Raw genomic sequence first — 18,058 nt, 5'->3', positions numbered from 1 at the left:
TTCTGGGTATCCGGAATCAGTGGGCACAAGGCACAAAGGCATGTCGTCCCTATGAAACGAATGCAAACCGGAAAAATTAGCGATTGGGAATTTGTGTCAGGAAGGAACAAACCCGTGGCGAGGGCGCTTGCTGACTCGCCACGGGAGGGATTCAGGCGCTGATCGCCAACCCGTGCCGCCGATGATGCACGCTCAACTGATCCTTGATCAGCCGCAGCACCTTGGCCTCGTGCTCGTGGATGAAAAAGTGTCCGCCGGCGAGCATGTCCACCGAGAAGCTGCCGCGGGTTTCCCGGCTCCAGCCGATCAGTTGTTCGGTGGTGGCTTTGTCGGCGGTTCCGCCGAGCACGTGCACTGGACAACTGAGCGGCGGTCGAAGCCGGGGCTGGTAACGCCCGCACAGCAGGAAATCGGCGCGCAGTACGGGTAGCGTCAGGGACATCAGCTCTTCGTTGGCCAGCACCTCTTCGCTGGTGCCGTTGAGGGTGCGCAATTGGTCGATCAATTCAGCGTCGGTTTTCGCTTCGGCGAAGCCGCGATCATAATCGGCACGCATCGTGGGCGCCGCTGTACCCGAGGCGAACAGTGCGACCGGCTCGGGGCAGCCCAGTTCCCGCAAGGCATGGGCGATTTCGCAAGCCAGCAACGCGCCCAGGCTGTGACCGAACAAGGCATAGGGCGCTTGCAACGTGGGCAACACCTCTCGCGCCAACTGCATCGCCAACGGGCCCATCTCAGTGTGCAGCGGCTCGCCGAAACGCGCACCGCGCCCCGGCAGCTCCACCGGCTGCACCTGCAGCCATTGCGGCACCTTGCGCCGCCAACGGCTGTAAACCATCGCGCTGGCGCCGGAATACGGCAGGCACAGGAGAGTCAATTGGGTCACTGCGGTTTTCTCCGATCGTTTGTATAAAAGGAATAACGAGGCCGGGTCGTGAAGAATTAGTCAGCGGCCTCCTCGCCCGGATGCGCCTTATACTGCACGCCCAATGGCTTTGGTCTGCCCTCAAGGAGAACACAATGAGCTGGTCCGCCCAACAATATGTCGCTTTTGAACAGGAACGCACCCGCCCAGCCCGCGATCTGCTGGCGGCCATCGCGCCTGTGCAGGCGCGCGAGGTGATCGACCTGGGCTGCGGCCCCGGAAATTCCACCGAACTGCTGGTGGACCGGTTCCCCGGCGCCACGGTGCGTGGCCTGGACAGCTCAGCCGACATGATCGAAGCCGCCCGCAAGCGCCTGCCCGGCGTGACATTCGCCACTGCCGATATCGGACGATGGCATGAAGGCGGTCCCTTTGACCTGATCTTCGCCAACGCCGTGCTGCAATGGCTGCCCGACCACGCCACGCTGTTGCCGTCGCTGGTGGACAAGCTCGCGCCGGGTGGCAGCCTGGCGATCCAGATGCCCGACAACTTGCACCAGCCCTCCCATCGCTTGATGAGCGACATCGCCGCCAACAGTCCCTGGGCCAGCCAACTGGCCGGCGCGGCGGACACGCGCACGGAAGTGGCCGACGCCTGCACCTATTATTCGATTCTCAAAGCCCATTGCAGCCGCGTCGATGTCTGGCGCACCACCTATCACCACCCGTTGGCCGACGGTGCCTCGGGCGTCGTGGAATGGTTCAAGGGCAGCGGCTTGCGGCCGTTCCTCGAGCCGTTGGATGAGGCGCAGCGCGAGGAATACCTTCGCCAATATCTCGCGGCCATCGAGCAGGCTTATCCCGCCTTGGACGATGGCTCGGTCCTGTTGCCGTTTCCAAGGTTGTTCATCGTCGCGACGCGCTAGGGGGCCGGTCAGCAGCGAGGGCTAAATTTAGCTCGTGGGCCCTCGTTACCTGCTAGGACCGAAACCCACAAGAGTGACTGCCGTGGACCTGCAAACCATCCTGGGCAAACTGTTCGCCAACGCCGGCGCCGTTGGTATCGAAGGCGTTTTCCAATTCGTGTTCGGCCCGCACCAGGCGTACTGGTCCGAGGTCAAGGCCAGCAGCCGCACCCAGGCCGGCCGACACGCCAGCCCGGACGTCACCATCGAAGTCGCGGAAAAAGACTTTCTCGGGATCATGGCCGGCATGGCTAACGTCGAGGAACTGTTTGCCAGCGGTCGCCTGAAGATCGGCGGCAATATGGGCCTGGCGACGTTGCTGCCGCAGATCATCGACCATGCCCGTCACGGCGCCCGCGCGGTGGAAAAGGTCGACATGAACAAGCGCTACCCCACGCCGTCGCGCTTGAGCGAAGCCCTCACCGCCAGCCTGCCAACCCAACGCAGCGTGGAACGCCGGCCACGCAGCGAACTGTCGGTGCAGGAGTTCCAGGCACGTTACCTGCCCCACGGCATCCCGCTGGTCATCAGCGACGCGTTGCAGGACTGGCCGTTGTTCAAGCTCAGCCGGGAGGAATCCCTGGTGCACTTTGCCGAGTTGCAAGGCATTACCCGTCATGGCGATTACGTGAAGAAGACCTTCTCCACGGAGCGGGATTTCCGCTCAACGTCCATGGTCGACTTCATTGCCTCCCTCGACAGCCCGGCGGTCAAAACCGCCGACGGCGAACCACCGGCCTACATGGGCAACAACATCCTGCCGGCGCAACTGCTGGAGCAGATCAAATACCCGCCCTACTTCGACCCTTCACTGTTCATCCCGCCGCGCATCTGGATCGGTCCCAAGGGCACCCTCACGCCGTTGCACCGCGACGATACCGACAACTTGTTCGCCCAGGTCTGGGGCCAGAAAACCTTCACCCTCGCCGCGCCCCATCACCGCGAAGCCCTGGGCACTTGGTCGACCGCGCCCCAGGGTGGGCTCGATGGTTGTGACTTCAACCCGGACGCGCCGGACTATGATCGCTTCCCTCGCGCCCGGGACGTGACGTTCCTGCGGGTGCCGCTGGAGGCTGGCGACCTGTTGTTTTTGCCGGAGGGCTGGTTCCACCAGGTGGAGTCGGTGTCCACATCGCTGTCGGTGAACTTCTGGGTGAATTCGGGGCGGGGTTGGTGACGGTTGAACATATTCCCTGTGGCAAGGGATTTACGTTTGCTGCCGATAACTCTGCACCGCAGCCCCCAGCACCACCGCCCCGGCAGCGATTGCCAACCAGAAACCACTGCGCGCGCCAAACGTATCCACCAGCCAACCCGAACCCGCCGCGCCGATCGCCACGCCGATACTCAGGCCCGTCACCAGCCAGGTCAGGCCCTCGGTGAGCCGGGCCGGTGGCACGATGCGCTCGACCAAGGCCATGGCGACGATTAGCGTCGGCGCGAAGAACAAACCGGCGACAAACACCGCCAGCGACAACCCGAGGATATTGCTCGCCAGCAACAGCGGCAGCGTCGTCAGCGCAGTCGCCACCCCGCCGTACAAGAACAACCGCGGCAACGGCACTTTCGAGCGCAGCGCCCCGAACGCCAAGCCGGCCAGGCAGGAGCCGATGGCGTAGACCGACAGCACGATGCTCGCCGCCGCCGGTTGCCCCTGATGTTGGGCGAACGCCACGCTGACCACGTCCACCACCCCGACGATGACGCCCATGGCGACCATCAGTAACAGCAGCAGAAGCACGTCGCTGGAACCGATGATCGAGCCCTGGTGATGCGCCTGGTGCGGATGCACCGGCGGCTCGGTGCTGCGTTGCAGGACAAACGCTGTCACGCCGATCGCCAGCAGCGCCACCGAGGCCAGGGGCCCCGCCTCCGGGAACGCCACCACGCAGAGCCCCACCGACAGCGGCGGCCCGACAATGAAACAGACCTCGTCCAGCACCGACTCCAGCGCATAGGCAGTGCGCAGTTGCGGCTGGCCGCGATAGACCTCGGTCCAGCGCGCGCGCACCATCGCCGACATGCTCGGCATGCAGCCAGCGAGGGCGGCGAACAGGAACAGCGTCCAATGGGGCGCCTGCAATCGCGTGCACAGCAGCAACAGCAACAACGCCCCGCCACCGATCAGCGCCGCCAATGGCAAGACCCGTCCCTGGCCGAAACGGTCCACCAACCGCGACACCTGTGGCGCGCAGAACGCCGTCGCCAAGGCGAACGTCGCCGCCACCGCGCCGGCCAATCCATAACCGCCCTTGAGCTGCGCAAGCATGGTGATCACGCCGATGCCCGTCATCGAGATCGGCATGCGCGCGATCATCCCCGCCAGCACGAAGCCGCGGCTGCCAGGAGCGGTGAACAGTTCGCGATAGGGGTTTGCCATGAATGTCGCCTCAACAAGGGCCTGCAACTTGCCATAAAGGCCCGTGCCGCGGAAGCGCGAAACTGTGGAGGAAATGTGAAGACCGTCGCCCGCAAATGAACTCTCCGGGCCTGCCGCCAGTCAGCAAGTAGTGCCCTCAGTTCAAGGTGCTAGTCCCATGCAGATTTCCCTCGCCCGACAAGTGGCTTTGGTCACCGGCGCCAGCTCCGGCATTGGCGCCGGCTCGGCCAAGGCATTGGCGGCGGCCGGTGCCACCGTGGTACTCAACTATCATTCCAGCGCCGGCCCGGCCGAAGACCTGGCCCGTGAAATCAACGACAGCGGTGGCCGCGCCATCGCCATCGGTGCCGATGTGTCGAAGGAACAGGACGTCGAGCGACTGTTCGCCGAGACCCTGGACGCCTTCGGCACGCTGGACATTCTGGTGGCCAACTCCGGCCTGCAAAAAGGCGCCGCCGCCGTCGATATGAGCCTGGACGACTGGAACACGGTGATCGGCGTCAACCTCACCGGCCAATTCCTCTGCGCCCGCGCCGCCCTGCGGATCTTCAACCGCCAGGGCATTCGCCAAGGCGTGTCCCGGGCTGCCGGCAAGATCATCCACATGAGTTCGGTGCATCAGCGCATCCCTTGGGCCGGCCACGTCAATTACGCGGCTTCCAAGGGCGGCATCGACCAGCTCATGCAGACCCTGGCCCAGGAGACCAGCCACCAGCGAATCCGCATCAACAGCATCGCCCCTGGCGCGATTCGCACGGCCATCAACCGTGAGGCCATGGAAGGTGAAAAAGAACAGCAACTGTTGGAGCTGATTCCCTACGGCCGGGTCGGCGATGTCGACGATGTCGCCAATGCGGTGGTCTGGCTGGCGTCGGACCTGTCCGATTATGTGGTGGGCACCACGTTGTTCATCGACGGCGGGATGAGCCTTTATCCGGGGTTCCGTGGCAATGGCTGATCATGACGAACCGCAAAGTCCCATCGAAAACCACGGCATCATTGGCGACATGCGCACGGCTGCGTTGGTCAACGATCGGGGCAGCGTGGATTTTTTCTGCTGGCCGGAGTTCGACAGCCCGTCGATCTTCTGTTCGCTGTTGGACACTCCCGAAGCGGGCATCTTCCAACTCGCTCCGGACCTGCAGGATGCCCGCCGCCAGCAAATCTACCTGCCCGACACCAATGTGTTGCAAACCCGTTGGCTGAGCGACGGCGTGGTGGTGGAGATTACCGACCTGCTGCCCATCGGCGACAGCGAGGACGATTTGCCCGTGTTGATGCGCAGGGTGCGCATGACTGTCGGCAGCGCGACCTTCCGCATGCGTTGCGCGGTGCGCCATGATTATTCCCGCGCGGCGACCACCGCGCGCAGGGACGGTGACCACGTTATCTTCGAGGCCCCTCAACAGCCGAGCCTGCGTTTGTGCGCCGATCAGGCCATGACATTGGACGGCCAGGCCGCGGCAGCCGAATTCACCCTGGAGCAAGGCCAGACCGCCGAGTTCCTGCTGGGCGGCATCGACGATGCGCGTCTGGTGGACGACACCAGCGCCCTGTGCCTGGAGCGAACCCTGGCGTTCTGGCGCGGCTGGATCAGCCAATCGAACTACCGTGGACGCTGGCGGGAGATGGTCAATCGCTCCGCGCTGGCGCTGAAACTACTGACCTCGCGCAAGCAGGGCGCCATCATCGCGGCCGCCACCTTCGGCCTGCCGGAAAGCCGCGGCGGTGAGCGCAACTGGGACTACCGCTACACCTGGATCCGCGACGCCTCGTTCACTGTCTATGCGTTCATGCGCCTGGGTTTTATCGACGAGGCCAACGCCTACATGCGCTGGCTGCGCGGCCGCGTCAGCGACTGCCGCGACCAACCGGCCAAGCTCAATATCCTTTACGGCCTGGATGGCCGGCTCGAACTGCCGGAAACCGAATTGACCCATCTGAGCGGCTACGGCAACGCTCGGCCGGTGCGCATCGGCAACCTGGCCTACCAGCAGGTGCAGCTGGATATTTTCGGTGAGCTGATGGACGCGGTGTATCTGGTCAACAAATACGGCGAAGCCATCTCCCATCAAGGCTGGAAGCACACCGTTGATGTGGTCGATCAGGTCTGCGAAATCTGGCGGGACACGGACGTGGGCATCTGGGAGATGCGCGGCGACAAGCAACACTTTCTCCATTCGCGGCTGATGTGTTGGGTCGCGGTGGACCGCGCCATTCGCCTGGCGAGCAAACGTTCCCTGCCCGCCCCGTTCTCACGGTGGGACGAGACTCGCCAGGCCATCTATGAAGACATCTGGACGAATTTCTGGAACGACGAACACCAGCATTTCGTCCAGCGCCTGGGCAGCACCGCGCTCGACGGTTCGATGTTGCTGATGCCGCTGGTGCGCTTCGTCAGCGCCCGCGACCCGCGCTGGCTGTCGACGCTGGACGCCATCGAAAAGGACCTGGTGCGCGACGGCATGGTGTACCGCTATCGCAACGACGACAGCCCCATTGATGGCCTCAGCGGTACCGAGGGTTCGTTCGTCGCTTGCTCATTCTGGTACGTCGAATGCTTGGCCCGCGCCGGCCGCGTGGAGAAAGCCCAGCTGGAGTTCGAGCAACTGCTGCGCTATGCCAATCCGCTGGGGCTGTATGCCGAGGAATTCGACAGCCATGGCTACCATCTCGGCAACCTGCCCCAGGCGTTGAGCCATTTGGCGCTGATCAGCGCGGCGAGCTTTTTGGACCGCAAGTTGAGCGGGGAGAAAAATCACTGGCAGCCTTGAGCGGTGCTCAACACTTCGGACTTCGTGGCGAGGGAGCTTGCTCCCGCTGGGTTGCGCAGCGACCCCAAGTTTCCCGGATTGAAAAGCGACGACTGCTGCGCAGCCGAGCGGGAGCAAGCTCCCTCGCCACGGGTTGGACGGTGTTTCGACTACTGAGTTGGCTCGGCCAGTTCGATGTCATTCAGCGCACGGTTGACCAGCAAGGTGCCCAGCTCGATCAACTGCTGAAGCCCCAACGCCACATGCCGCCGTGAACCTTCCAGGTCGAATGCCAGGTCACTGGCCATCGCATTGGCCGAAGCCAGGGTTTCGCTGAGGGTGGTCAGCAGGGATTCGGTGTTGAGACCGGGCACCACGGAAAAGACCTGGCCTTGCTGGGTGTCGGGCTTGGCTGGGGTGTCGGGCGATAAGTGAATGCGTAATGCGCGATCAGCCGCTTCGCGGCGCTCTTCTGTGTCGAGCCGGGTGTAGGCGGAGAGGTTCTCGGCTTTTTTGGGGGGATTGGGGGTGATCTTGACCATTGTGAAACTCCTGACTTAATAGGAACTCACCCACCTCGTGACCAAACGAGGGTGGTGGGCTATACGCAGGTTGGTCAACCGGGAAGTCAGGCACCCGGCGCACTCGAGAGTGCCCCGCGCACAGCCCGCCGCAAAGCATACCGGCAAAAGAGCCAAGATGCAGAGTTGCACGTGTGCGCCTGACTTCGAACGGGTGACCAAGCCCGGTCGCTGATTTTGCAGCGATGGACAAAGCCTATCCCCGGCGCTTCCGAACCACCAACCGCCACGACTCGTCGGAAAATTCCGCTTCATCACAATTTTTGTAGGAATACGTAACTCCTGTGGCGAGGGAGCTTGCTCCCGCTGGGTTGCGCAGCGACCCCAAAATTTCCGGATTGAAAAGCGACGACTGCTGCGCAGCCGAGCGGGAGCAAGCTCCCTCGCCACGGGTGTCCGGTGTTTTTCTCAAAAAAGCTGGCGCAATCGCACTCAGTCCATGTCCTCAAGTTGCCAGCCCCGCAAACCCCTCCTAAGATCGATGCACTCACGGGTGCAGCGGAGCTGCCCGATAAACCCGATTCAAGGATCCGACATGATGCACATCAGACGCTCCATCACCACCGCGCCTCGAACAGGCCTGAACCGGGAAGAACTGTGGAACGACCAGGACAAAGGCTTGATCAAATGCTGGGAAATCGGCCGCGATCGAGCGGCGAGATTTCCTGAACTGGCACACCGTTGCCTGGCCGGTGAATTGCCGGTGCTGGGTTGGAAAGGCGGCGTCAGCCGCAGCCTGAAGAAGAACGCAAAATTCGGTTGCCTCAAGTACCTGGCCCAATGGCAGGGCCTGCGCGGCGAGGACTTGGACATCGATCTGACCCAGGAACGGACCTTGACCTGTTCCAGCACGAACATGGTCGTGACCTTCACCCCGGACCGCGCCAAATACGTGAACCAGGAACCCGCCTGACCACAACCGAGCGATGCCGGAGGCCAACATGACAGCTGCACCCCAGGTGAATTTTGCGGTGACGCCACTGCTGCGCATCGCCTATGAGGAACACGGCCCCGCCAGCGGTGAGCCAGTGATTCTGCTGCATGGATTTCCCTACGACCCACGAGCCTTTGACGAGGTTGCGCCGGCCCTGGCCCAACGCGGTTATCGAGTTGTCGTGCCGTACCTGCGCGGCTATGGCCCGACCCGGTTCAACAACCCCGCTATCGCCCGCTCCGGCCAGCAAGCGGCACTGGCCCAGGACCTGCTGGACCTGATGCAGGCGCTCGATATCCCGCAAGCGGCGCTGTGCGGCTATGACTGGGGGGGCCGCGCCGCCTGCATCGTCGCCGCCCTGTGGCCCGAACGCGTGCGCTGCCTGGTCACGGGCGACGGCTATAACTTGCAGGACATTGCTCATTCGAGCCAACCGCTGGGGCCCGAAGATGAACATCGCCTGTGGTACCAATATTACTTTCACACCGCCCGGGGCGTCGAAGGCCTGAGACAAAACCGGCGTGAATTGTGCCAATTGCTTTGGCGCCTGTGGTCGCCGACCTGGCAACGCGGCGCCGAGCTGTATCCGCTCACCGCCCCTTCATTCGATAACCCGGATTTTGTCGAGGTGGTGATTCATTCCTACCGCCATCGTTTCGGGTACGCGCCGGGGGACCCGACCCTTGACTGGATGGAAGAAAAGCTGGCGGCGCAACCCGTCATCAGTGTGCCGAGCATTTCCCTGTGCGGGGCCAATGACGGCGTGGGTCCGCCGTCCGAACACGACGACGATGCGGGGCATTTCACCGGGCATTATGAACGTCGCGTGTTGGCCGGCGTCGGCCACAATATTCCCCAGGAGGCGCCCGAAGCCACGCTCAAGGCACTGCTGGATCTGCTTGAGGGCTGATCGCGAAACGCCCGCGATAGGCCTGAGGGGTTACCTCCATCGCGCGCATGAAGCTTCGACGCAGGGTTTCCTCGCTGCCGAACCCACACTGCACCGCTACGCGTTTGATCGGCACGGTGCTGTCGGTTAGCAGGCGCCGAGCGGTTTCCACGCGAATCAGCTCTACGGCACGGGCCGGGGTCTGGCCGGTCTCGGTGCGGTAGTGGCGTACAAAGCTGCGCTCACTCATGCCGACCTTGGCAGCCAGGCTCGATAAGCCCAGGTCTTGGATGAGATTTTCGGCAATCCAGGCATGCAACTCATCGAAGCGACCGCCCTGCTTCTGTAGCGCCAACGTAGCGCTGAATTGCGATTGCCCACCGGGGCGCTTGAGAAACACCACCAAGTGCCGCGCAACCTCCAGGGCCACCGCTCGGCCCAAGTCTTCTTCGACCAGCGCCAACGCCAGGTCGATCCCGGCGGTGACCCCGGCGGAGGTCCACACCGGACCGTCGTTGATAAAAATTGGATTGGGTTCGACCTGTAGTTTTGGATGTTGCCGGGCCAGTTGTTCACAGCGGGTCCAGTGAGTCGCCACCCGGCGTCCGTCCAGCCATCCACTGGCCGCCAGCAGAAACGCCCCAGTGCACACCGACGCCACCCTGCGCGAACGCAGCCCTTGTGCCTTGACCCAAGCCACCAAGGCTGGATCCTCGGCGGCTTCGTACACGCCCCAACCGCCGGCGATCAGCAGCGTGTCGCTGGCTTCGCTGGGCAGCGGCTCGGCCATCAGCGCCAACCCCGCCGACGACATCACCGCCCCACCTCCGGCGGCAATGACAGTCGGCGCGTACGGCACCGGCAGGCCTTGCCCACGGAGCAGATCGTTGGCCGACGCGAACACCTGCAAGGGCCCGGTGACATCAAGCACTTGCACGTTGGCGAAGGCCAGTACATGAACGGTTTTCGGCTGATCGGGCATATTGGCGTGATTCGAGGGCTTATTGGCGAATAAGCCAAAGACTACGGACCTAAACTAAAACCGTCCACCCTTCGGGCACTATTCAAAGGAGAAAGCGACATGACGTTGCAGATCGGTTTTCTGTTATTCCCTCAGGTCCAGCAGCTGGATCTCACCGGCCCGTACGACGTGCTGGCCTCGTTGCCGGATGTGAAAATCCACCTGATCTGGAAAGACCTGGCGCCCGTCACCTCCAGCACCGGACTGGTCCTGCTGCCAACCACCACATACGAAGAGTGCCCGAAACTCGACGTCATCTGCGTCCCCGGCGGCAGCGGCGTCGGCCCGTTGATGGAAGATGAGCAGACCCTGACGTTCATCAAGCGCCAGGCGGCCCACGCCAAGTACATCACTTCGGTGTGCACCGGTTCGCTGGTACTCGGCGCGGCGGGACTGTTGCGTGGCAAACGTGCCACCACCCACTGGGCCTTCCACAGTTTGTTGCAGCCCTTGGGAGCGACGCCGGTCAACGATCGCGTGGTCCGCGACGGCAACCTGTTCACCGGCGGCGGCATCACCGCAGGAATCGATTTTGCCTTGACCCTGGCAGCAGAGCTGTTCGACCAGGACACCGCCGAGCTGGTCCAACTGCAGCTTGAATACGCTCCCGCTCCACCGTTCGCCGCAGGCTCCCCGGACAGCGCACCGACTCAGGTGCTCGAAGAGGCCCACCGGCGCTCGGCGGAGTCGTTCCGGGTGCGCTCGCAGATCACCCAGCGGGCTGCGGCGCGGTTGGAATCGGCGTAAGGAAATCAAGCAGGCACTCCAATAAAGTGCTTGGCTTAGAACGGGCTGGCCGTCGGCCGCACCACCAGTTCGCTGACGTCCACGTCCGCCGGTTGCTCGATCGCGTAGGCAATGGCCCGGGCGATGGCCTCGGCGGGAATGGCAATCTTGCGGAACTCGCGCATCTCGGCGCGTCCGCCTTCGTCGGAAATGCTTTCGGCCAGTTCCGACTCGGTCACGCCGGGTGAAATCACCGTCACGCGAACATCGCCACCGACCTCCTGGCGCAGGCCCTCGGAAATCGCCCGCACAGCAAATTTCGTCGCGCAATACACAGCGGCCGTGGGGCTGACGGTGTAGGCACCGATGGAAGCAATGTTGATGAACTGGCCGCTGCGTTGGCGCTGCATCAGAGGCAAACCGGCGGCGATGCCATGAAGCACGCCACGAATGTTGACGTCGATCATGCGATCCCATTCCTCGACTTTCAGCGCCTCGAGCTTGGAGAGCGGCATGACCCCGGCGTTGTTGACGATGACATCAACCCGTCCGAATCTTTCGACAGCGAAATCGATCAGGCTCTGGACATCGTCACGACGGGTCACGTCCACGGCTCGGCAGGCGGCCTGCTGGCCCGCGGCTTGAAGTTCCTCCATCAGCGCTTGCAAGCGGTCCACGCGCCGAGCGCCAAGCACAACAGAAGCACCCCGGGCGGCCAGCAACCGCGCCGCCGCCTCGCCAATCCCGCTGCTTGCGCCAGTGATGACCACTACTTTGTTTTGAATATCGGACATGATGATTTCCTCGTCTGGATACGTTGGCCCCGGAGGGAGCGTTTTAACAGGTCCAGATTAAGAAACCTTCCGACGCTTGGGTTAGCCGGATTCTCCTGCGCACTTGCACGATCCTGTAACGATAACGCCTCTGGTCGTCGCGGTTGCAATCGGCTTTACTAGCGCGATCCATTGAATTGGGCAGGGAGATTGATCGGCATGTCGGTATCCACCTCCATCACCATCACGCCTGATAACGGCGTAGACCTGCGTCGCGCCGAACTGGCGAACTTGATGAAGCGCTTCGCGCCGGAATATGGTGTTCACTCCACGGCTATAGAGGCGTTGCACCTGATCCGGAGCGACCATCCCACCGAAGCCTTGCACGTCGTGCATAAGCCAGGGCTGTGCGTCATTGTTCAAGGGCGCAAGGAGGTCACGCTCGCGGACGAACGCTACGTTTATGATCCGCTTAACTATTTGGTGGTCTCGGTGACGCTACCGTTGGCCGGCCAGGTGATCGAGGCCAGCCCAGATCAACCGTACCTGTGCATCCGCCTGGACATCGACCCGGCACAAATCTGCCGGCTGATCGCCGACGCCAGCCCAATCGGCGTGCCAACCGAGAGAGCCGATCGCGGATTGTTTCTCGACCGAATCGATGAGCCCCTGCTCGACGCAATGTTGCGCTTGCTGCGGCTGCTGGACAGTCCGGACGACATTGCGACCCTCGCTCCGTTGGCCCAGCAGGAAATTTTTTATCGATTGCTGCGGGGTTCCCAAGGCCGACGGCTGCATGAGATTGCCATTCCTGACACCCAGACCCACCGCATCAGCCGCGCCATCGAGTGGCTCAACACGCATTACGCCGAGCCGCTGAGCATCGAAAGCCTGGCGCAGATGATCAATCTCAGCGCCTCGGCACTGCATCATCGTTTCAAAGCCGTGACCGCCATGAGCCCGCTGCAATATCAAAAACAGTTACGCCTGCAGGAAGCCCGGCGACTTTTACTGGCGGAGAACAGCGACGTTTCGTCAATCGGCTACAAGATGGGCTATGAAAGCCCTTCGCAGTTCAGCCGTGAATACAGCCGTCTATTCGGCGCCTCGCCGAGCAAGGACATCGCCCGCCTGCGTGCCATGGCGTTGCAAGCCAGCAGCGCCTGATCCTGCACGCAAACAGGATCAGGCAAACGCAGGGCAGTTTCCAACTAACGACCGCACCCGACTCCCCCCTCTGAACCCTTGCAGCAAGACAAGCATGAGGACCTACTTTCTTCAAGACAAAAAAAACCCGCCTAGGCGGGTTTTTTGAGGACCAGTTCGACTCCTGTCTGGCATTCCATGCCTGGCCCCGTCATCCGTGACCCCGAACACTCCCTGTGCTCAGTGGGTAAACATAGATTAGCCTCGTCACCTTGATGCGCAAAGACGACAACGCAGCATCGCGGCGTAAGCGTTTGGCTATACAACGCCTCTTGATCTTTTAAAGGACGAAAAAAAACCCGCCTAAGCGGGTTTTTCCAAGACCATTACGACTCCCTGTCGATAGCAATCCTTGCAAGGCCGATCTTCCCTGATCCTGAGCACTCCCTGTGCTTCAGTGGATGAGTTCAGATTACGCCTCGGATCCAAAGTGAAATAGAGGAGATAGCTACCACCGAGCGTAAGACATTCGCCATACACCACCTTCCGGAAACCCCTAGTCCCGTCAGGTATCGATACCTGGGTAGCCACTCATGACTTGTTCAGAAACTCTTCAATGTTCGCCATTTGCTCATCCCAGCCGCGACTGTCCATGCGGAAGGCCTTGAGTCGGCGCGCCTCGGGAATGCAGTTGAAACCCGACTCCACCACTTTCAGCAAAGTCCCTCCATTCATGTCTTCAAGTTCGAACTGCACTTGGGTTTCAGACTCCTGGGAATAATCGGTTTGCGGATCGACGGCGTAAGGATGCCAGCGAAATGAGAACACCCGCTCGGGCTCGACGCGTTCCACCGCCACATCCCAGACAAGATGCTCATACCCCGGATAGGTGATCTGCCCTTGGGTGCGCTCACCCGCAACGAACCGTTTGCCGGCGAGGTTTACACCAAACCATTGGCCGAAGGTCTCAGCATTGGCCAGAGCGCGCCAGACTTGTGAGCGCGGCGCCTTAAGTAGGATCTTTCTTTCGATACGATCGGATAAATGCATGGATCACCTCCTGTGTTCAACAGTAGGCCTGTAAGACCGCAAGGCCAACCGGAAAGTTGTATCGATGCGTTGTTTGGGTACACTCCTCCGGCAGTTTTACCCCTCAAGGAGAGATAGATAATGTCCAGCCGCTTGCTTCTGCCCATGATCCCGCTGTTGTTCATCGCCACAGTCCACGCTGAAGATTGCACCGACGCCACGAGCCAAGGTGACCTGAACCAGTGCTCGGCCCAAGAGAACAAGGCCGCCGACAAGGAGCTGAACAGCTTGTACAAGCAAATCACAGCGCGCCTGAAGGACAATGCCGAAGCCAAGCAACTGCTGGTCAAGGCGCAACGTGCCTGGATGGGCTTTCGTGACGCTGAGTGCAGCTTTTCTGCGTCCGGCGTTAAAGGCGGTAGCGCCTATCCAATGATCCACAATGAGTGTATTACAGCCGTTACGAAGGCGCGTATCGAGACGCTCAAGACTTATCTGAAATGCAAGGAGGGCGATTTGAGCTGCCCCGTGCCTGGGGCTTGATTGAAGGACGCTGAAGAGGATGATCGTTAGGTCATCCTATTTTTTTGACACAAAAACAAAACCCCTACCTGCATCAGCAGATAGGGGTTTCGGAATTTAATCTTGACGATGACCTACTCTCACATGGGGAAACCCCACACTACCATCGGCGATGCATCGTTTCACTGCTGAGTTCGGGATGGGATCAGGTGGTTCCAATGCTCTATGGTCGTCAAGAAATTCGGGTACTGAGTCGTGGCCGGTTGGCCTCGCTTCAGCAAATTGGGTATGTGATAGCTTCGGTGTTTTTGTGAGATTCGAACTTTCGGTTCGTTTCGTCTTCACACACCGCAATCTGGCGCCCTGCGAGCAGGATCAGCAAATTGCTTGGGTGTTATATGGTCAAGCCTCACGGGCAATTAGTACAGGTTAGCTCAACGCCTCACAGCGCTTACACACCCTGCCTATCAACGTCGTAGTCTTCGACGGCCCTTCAGGGGACTCAAGGTCCCAGTGAGATCTCATCTTGAGGCAAGTTTCCCGCTTAGATGCTTTCAGCGGTTATCTTTCCCGAACATAGCTACCCGGCAATGCCACTGGCGTGACAACCGGAACACCAGAGGTTCGTCCACTCCGGTCCTCTCGTACTAGGAGCAGCCCCTCTCAAATCTCAAACGTCCACGGCAGATAGGGACCGAACTGTCTCACGACGTTCTAAACCCAGCTCGCGTACCACTTTAAATGGCGAACAGCCATACCCTTGGGACCGGCTTCAGCCCCAGGATGTGATGAGCCGACATCGAGGTGCCAAACACCGCCGTCGATATGAACTCTTGGGCGGTATCAGCCTGTTATCCCCGGAGTACCTTTTATCCGTTGAGCGATGGCCCTTCCATACAGAACCACCGGATCACTAAGACCTACTTTCGTACCTGCTCGACGTGTCTGTCTCGCAGTCAAGCGCGCTTTTGCCTTTATACTCTACGACCGATTTCCGACCGGTCTGAGCGCACCTTCGTACTCCTCCGTTACTCTTTAGGAGGAGACCGCCCCAGTCAAACTACCCACCATACACTGTCCTCGATCCGGATAACGGACCTGAGTTAGAACCTCAAAGTTGCCAGGGTGGTATTTCAAGGTTGGCTCCACGCGAACTGGCGTCCACGCTTCAAAGCCTCCCACCTATCCTACACAAGCAAATTCAAAGTCCAGTGCAAAGCTATAGTAAAGGTTCACGGGGTCTTTCCGTCTAGCCGCGGATACACTGCATCTTCACAGCGATTTCAATTTCACTGAGTCTCGGGTGGAGACAGCGCCGCCATCGTTACGCCATTCGTGCAGGTCGGAACTTACCCGACAAGGAATTTCGCTACCTTAGGACCGTTATAGTTACGGCCGCCGTTTACCGGGGCTTCGATCAAGAGCTTCGCGTTAGCTAACCCCATCAATTAACCTTCCGGCACCGGGCAGGCGTCACACCCTATACGTCCACTTTCGTGTTTGCAGAGTGCTGTGTTTTTAATAAACAGTCGCAGCGGCCTGGTATCTTCGACCGGCGTGGGCTTACGCAGCAAGTGCTTGACCCTCACCGGCGCACCTTCTCCCGAAGTTACGGTGCCATTTTGCCTAGTTCCTTCACCCGAGTTCTCTCAAGCGCCTTGGTATTCTCTACCCAACCACCTGTGTCGGTTTGGGGTACGGTTCCTGGTTACCTGAAGCTTAGAAGCTTTTCTTGGAAGCATGGCATCAACCACTTCGTCACCTAAAGGGTAACTCGTCATCAGCTCTCGGCCTTAGAATCCCGGATTTACCTAAGATTCCAGCCTACCACCTTAAACTTGGACAACCAACGCCAAGCTGGCCTAGCCTTCTCCGTCCCTCCATCGCAATAACCAGAAGTACAGGAATATTAACCTGTTTTCCATCGACTACGCTTTTCAGCCTCGCCTTAGGGACCGACTAACCCTGCGTCGATTAACGTTGCGCAGGAAACCTTGGTCTTTCGGCGTGGGTGTTTTTCACACCCATTGTCGTTACTCATGTCAGCATTCGCACTTCTGATACCTCCAGCAAGCTTCTCAACTCACCTTCACAGGCTTACAGAACGCTCCTCTACCGCATCACTTACGTGATACCCGTAGCTTCGGTGTATGGTTTGAGCCCCGTTACATCTTCCGCGCAGGCCGACTCGACTAGTGAGCTATTACGCTTTCTTTAAAGGGTGGCTGCTTCTAAGCCAACCTCCTAGCTGTCTAAGCCTTCCCACATCGTTTCCCACTTAACCATAACTTTGGGACCTTAGCTGACGGTCTGGGTTGTTTCCCTTTTCACGACGGACGTTAGCACCCGCCGTGTGTCTCCCATGCTCGGCACTTGTAGGTATTCGGAGTTTGCATCGGTTTGGTAAGTCGGGATGACCCCCTAGCCGAAACAGTGCTCTACCCCCTACAGTGATACATGAGGCGCTACCTAAATAGCTTTCGAGGAGAACCAGCTATCTCCGAGCTTGATTAGCCTTTCACTCCGATCCACAGGTCATCCGCTAACTTTTCAACGGTAGTCGGTTCGGTCCTCCAGTTAGTGTTACCCAACCTTCAACCTGCCCATGGATAGATCGCCCGGTTTCGGGTCTATTCCCAGCGACTAGACGCCCTATTAAGACTCGCTTTCGCTACGCCTCCCCTATTCGGTTAAGCTCGCCACTGAAAATAAGTCGCTGACCCATTATACAAAAGGTACGCAGTCACCCAACAAAGTGGGCTCCCACTGCTTGTACGCATACGGTTTCAGGATCTATTTCACTCCCCTCTCCGGGGTTCTTTTCGCCTTTCCCTCACGGTACTAGTTCACTATCGGTCAGTCAGTAGTATTTAGCCTTGGAGGATGGTCCCCCCATATTCAGACAAAGTTTCTCGTGCTCCGTCCTACTCGATTTCACTTCTAAGATCCTTTCGCGTACAGGGCTATCACCCACTATGGCCGCACTTTCCAGAGCGTTCCGCTAAAATCAAAGAAGCTTAAGGGCTAGTCCCCGTTCGCTCGCCACTACTAAGGGAATCTCGGTTGATTTCTTTTCCTCAGGGTACTTAGATGTTTCAGTTCCCCTGGTTCGCCTCTTGCACCTATGTATTCAGTACAAGATAACCATCTTATGATGGCTGGGTTCCCCCATTCAGACATCTCCGGATCACAGTCTGTTTGCCGACTCCCCGAAGCTTTTCGCAGGCTACCACGTCTTTCATCGCCTCTGACTGCCAAGGCATCCACCGTATGCGCTTCTTCACTTGACCATATAACCCCAAGCAATCTGGTTATACTGTGAAGACGACATTCGCCGAAAATTCGAATTCCTCAACTAAGAGAACTCACAAATTTTACCTTAGCCTGATCCGTTACCAGTGAAAGTAACGTCCAGTCTATCTTTCTATCACATACCCAAATTTTTAAAGAACGATCTAATCAAAAGACTAGAAA

Annotated in this window: 15 protein-coding genes and 2 rRNA genes; 9 read left to right on the top strand and 8 right to left on the bottom strand. The window is 59.8% G+C overall.

What is annotated here, in order from left to right; translation table 11 throughout:
* Positions 1-151 precede the first annotated feature (151 nt).
* Positions 152-886: a thioesterase II family protein gene (locus J3P82_RS08710; protein ID WP_434562281.1), complete on the bottom strand. Its 735-nt coding sequence runs from the start codon at positions 884-886 to the stop codon at positions 152-154.
* 134 nt (positions 887-1,020) lie between these two features.
* Here J3P82_RS08710 and tam point away from each other — a divergent pair, with 134 nt between their 5' ends.
* Both tam and J3P82_RS08700 read left to right on the top strand, forming a co-directional pair.
* Positions 1,021-1,791: a trans-aconitate 2-methyltransferase gene (gene tam / locus J3P82_RS08705; protein WP_434562279.1), complete on the top strand. Its 771-nt coding sequence runs from the start codon at positions 1,021-1,023 to the stop codon at positions 1,789-1,791.
* A gap of 82 nt (positions 1,792-1,873) precedes the next feature.
* Positions 1,874-3,007, top strand: a complete 1,134-nt coding sequence (locus J3P82_RS08700; RefSeq protein WP_434562277.1) for a cupin-like domain-containing protein — start codon at positions 1,874-1,876, stop codon at positions 3,005-3,007.
* A 30-nt stretch (positions 3,008-3,037) separates the two neighbouring features.
* On the opposite strand, the gene J3P82_RS08695 is transcribed toward J3P82_RS08700, so the two are convergent.
* A complete protein-coding gene (locus J3P82_RS08695; protein WP_434562275.1) occupies positions 3,038-4,210 on the bottom strand; it encodes an MFS transporter in 1,173 nt (390 codons plus the stop codon).
* Between the two features lie 157 nt (positions 4,211-4,367).
* Here J3P82_RS08695 and J3P82_RS08690 point away from each other — a divergent pair, with 157 nt between their 5' ends.
* The gene (locus J3P82_RS08690) at positions 4,368-5,168 is read left to right on the top strand and encodes an SDR family oxidoreductase (RefSeq protein WP_434562273.1); all 801 of its coding nucleotides are present in this window, start codon (positions 4,368-4,370) and stop codon (positions 5,166-5,168) included.
* Complete coding sequence (locus J3P82_RS08685) at positions 5,161-6,984, top strand: glycoside hydrolase family 15 protein (RefSeq protein WP_434562271.1); 1,824 nt, start codon at positions 5,161-5,163, stop codon at positions 6,982-6,984. Before J3P82_RS08690 ends, J3P82_RS08685 begins: the two co-directional genes overlap by 8 nt.
* Positions 6,985-7,133: 149 nt before the next feature.
* Here the strand turns inward: J3P82_RS08685 and J3P82_RS08680 are convergent, their stop codons facing one another.
* On the bottom strand, positions 7,134-7,505 hold the full coding sequence (locus J3P82_RS08680; protein WP_434562269.1) for a DUF6124 family protein: 372 nt from the start codon (positions 7,503-7,505) through the stop codon (positions 7,134-7,136).
* Between the two features lie 574 nt (positions 7,506-8,079).
* Between J3P82_RS08680 and J3P82_RS08675 the strand changes: the two genes are divergently transcribed.
* The gene (locus J3P82_RS08675; protein ID WP_434562267.1) at positions 8,080-8,457 is read left to right on the top strand and encodes a hypothetical protein; all 378 of its coding nucleotides are present in this window, start codon (positions 8,080-8,082) and stop codon (positions 8,455-8,457) included.
* A 28-nt stretch (positions 8,458-8,485) separates the two neighbouring features.
* On the top strand, positions 8,486-9,388 hold the full coding sequence (locus J3P82_RS08670) for an alpha/beta fold hydrolase (RefSeq protein ID WP_434562265.1): 903 nt from the start codon (positions 8,486-8,488) through the stop codon (positions 9,386-9,388).
* Here J3P82_RS08670 and J3P82_RS08665 read toward each other — a convergent pair.
* Positions 9,357-10,349, bottom strand: coding sequence for a GlxA family transcriptional regulator (locus tag J3P82_RS08665; RefSeq protein ID WP_434562263.1), 993 nt, complete (start codon positions 10,347-10,349; stop codon positions 9,357-9,359). The genes J3P82_RS08670 and J3P82_RS08665 overlap by 32 nt on opposite strands.
* A 99-nt stretch (positions 10,350-10,448) precedes the next feature.
* Between J3P82_RS08665 and inhA the strand changes: the two genes are divergently transcribed.
* Positions 10,449-11,135 (top strand): isonitrile hydratase, encoded by a 687-nt coding sequence (gene inhA / locus J3P82_RS08660; RefSeq protein ID WP_434562261.1) that lies wholly within the window; start codon positions 10,449-10,451, stop codon positions 11,133-11,135.
* 35 nt (positions 11,136-11,170) lie between these two features.
* Here the strand turns inward: inhA and J3P82_RS08655 are convergent, their stop codons facing one another.
* Entirely contained in the window at positions 11,171-11,908 is a 738-nt protein-coding gene (locus J3P82_RS08655; protein ID WP_434562259.1) for an SDR family oxidoreductase, read from the bottom strand.
* 198 nt (positions 11,909-12,106) lie between these two features.
* Between J3P82_RS08655 and J3P82_RS08650 the strand changes: the two genes are divergently transcribed.
* A complete protein-coding gene (locus tag J3P82_RS08650) occupies positions 12,107-13,054 on the top strand; it encodes an AraC family transcriptional regulator N-terminal domain-containing protein (protein WP_434562257.1) in 948 nt (315 codons plus the stop codon).
* A 570-nt stretch (positions 13,055-13,624) separates the two neighbouring features.
* Here the strand turns inward: J3P82_RS08650 and J3P82_RS08645 are convergent.
* Entirely contained in the window at positions 13,625-14,083 is a 459-nt protein-coding gene (locus J3P82_RS08645) for an SRPBCC family protein (protein ID WP_434562255.1), read from the bottom strand.
* A 120-nt stretch (positions 14,084-14,203) separates the two neighbouring features.
* Between J3P82_RS08645 and J3P82_RS08640 the strand changes: the two genes are divergently transcribed.
* Positions 14,204-14,605, top strand: coding sequence for a lysozyme inhibitor LprI family protein (locus tag J3P82_RS08640; RefSeq protein ID WP_434562253.1), 402 nt, complete (start codon positions 14,204-14,206; stop codon positions 14,603-14,605).
* A gap of 100 nt (positions 14,606-14,705) precedes the next feature.
* Here J3P82_RS08640 and rrf read toward each other — a convergent pair.
* Together rrf and J3P82_RS08630 are read right to left on the bottom strand one after the other, a co-directional pair.
* A 5S ribosomal RNA gene (gene rrf / locus J3P82_RS08635) occupies positions 14,706-14,821 on the bottom strand.
* Between the two features lie 161 nt (positions 14,822-14,982).
* Positions 14,983-17,874, bottom strand: a 23S ribosomal RNA gene (locus J3P82_RS08630).
* Positions 17,875-18,058 lie beyond the last annotated feature (184 nt).

This window comes from Pseudomonas sp. Z4-20 (genome assembly GCF_051131955.1).
In the GTDB taxonomy this organism is placed as follows: Bacteria; Pseudomonadota; Gammaproteobacteria; order Pseudomonadales; family Pseudomonadaceae; genus Aquipseudomonas; species Aquipseudomonas marvdashtae.
The sequence above is the reverse complement of the archived record's forward strand: the minus strand, read 5'-3'. Positions and strand labels throughout refer to the sequence as shown.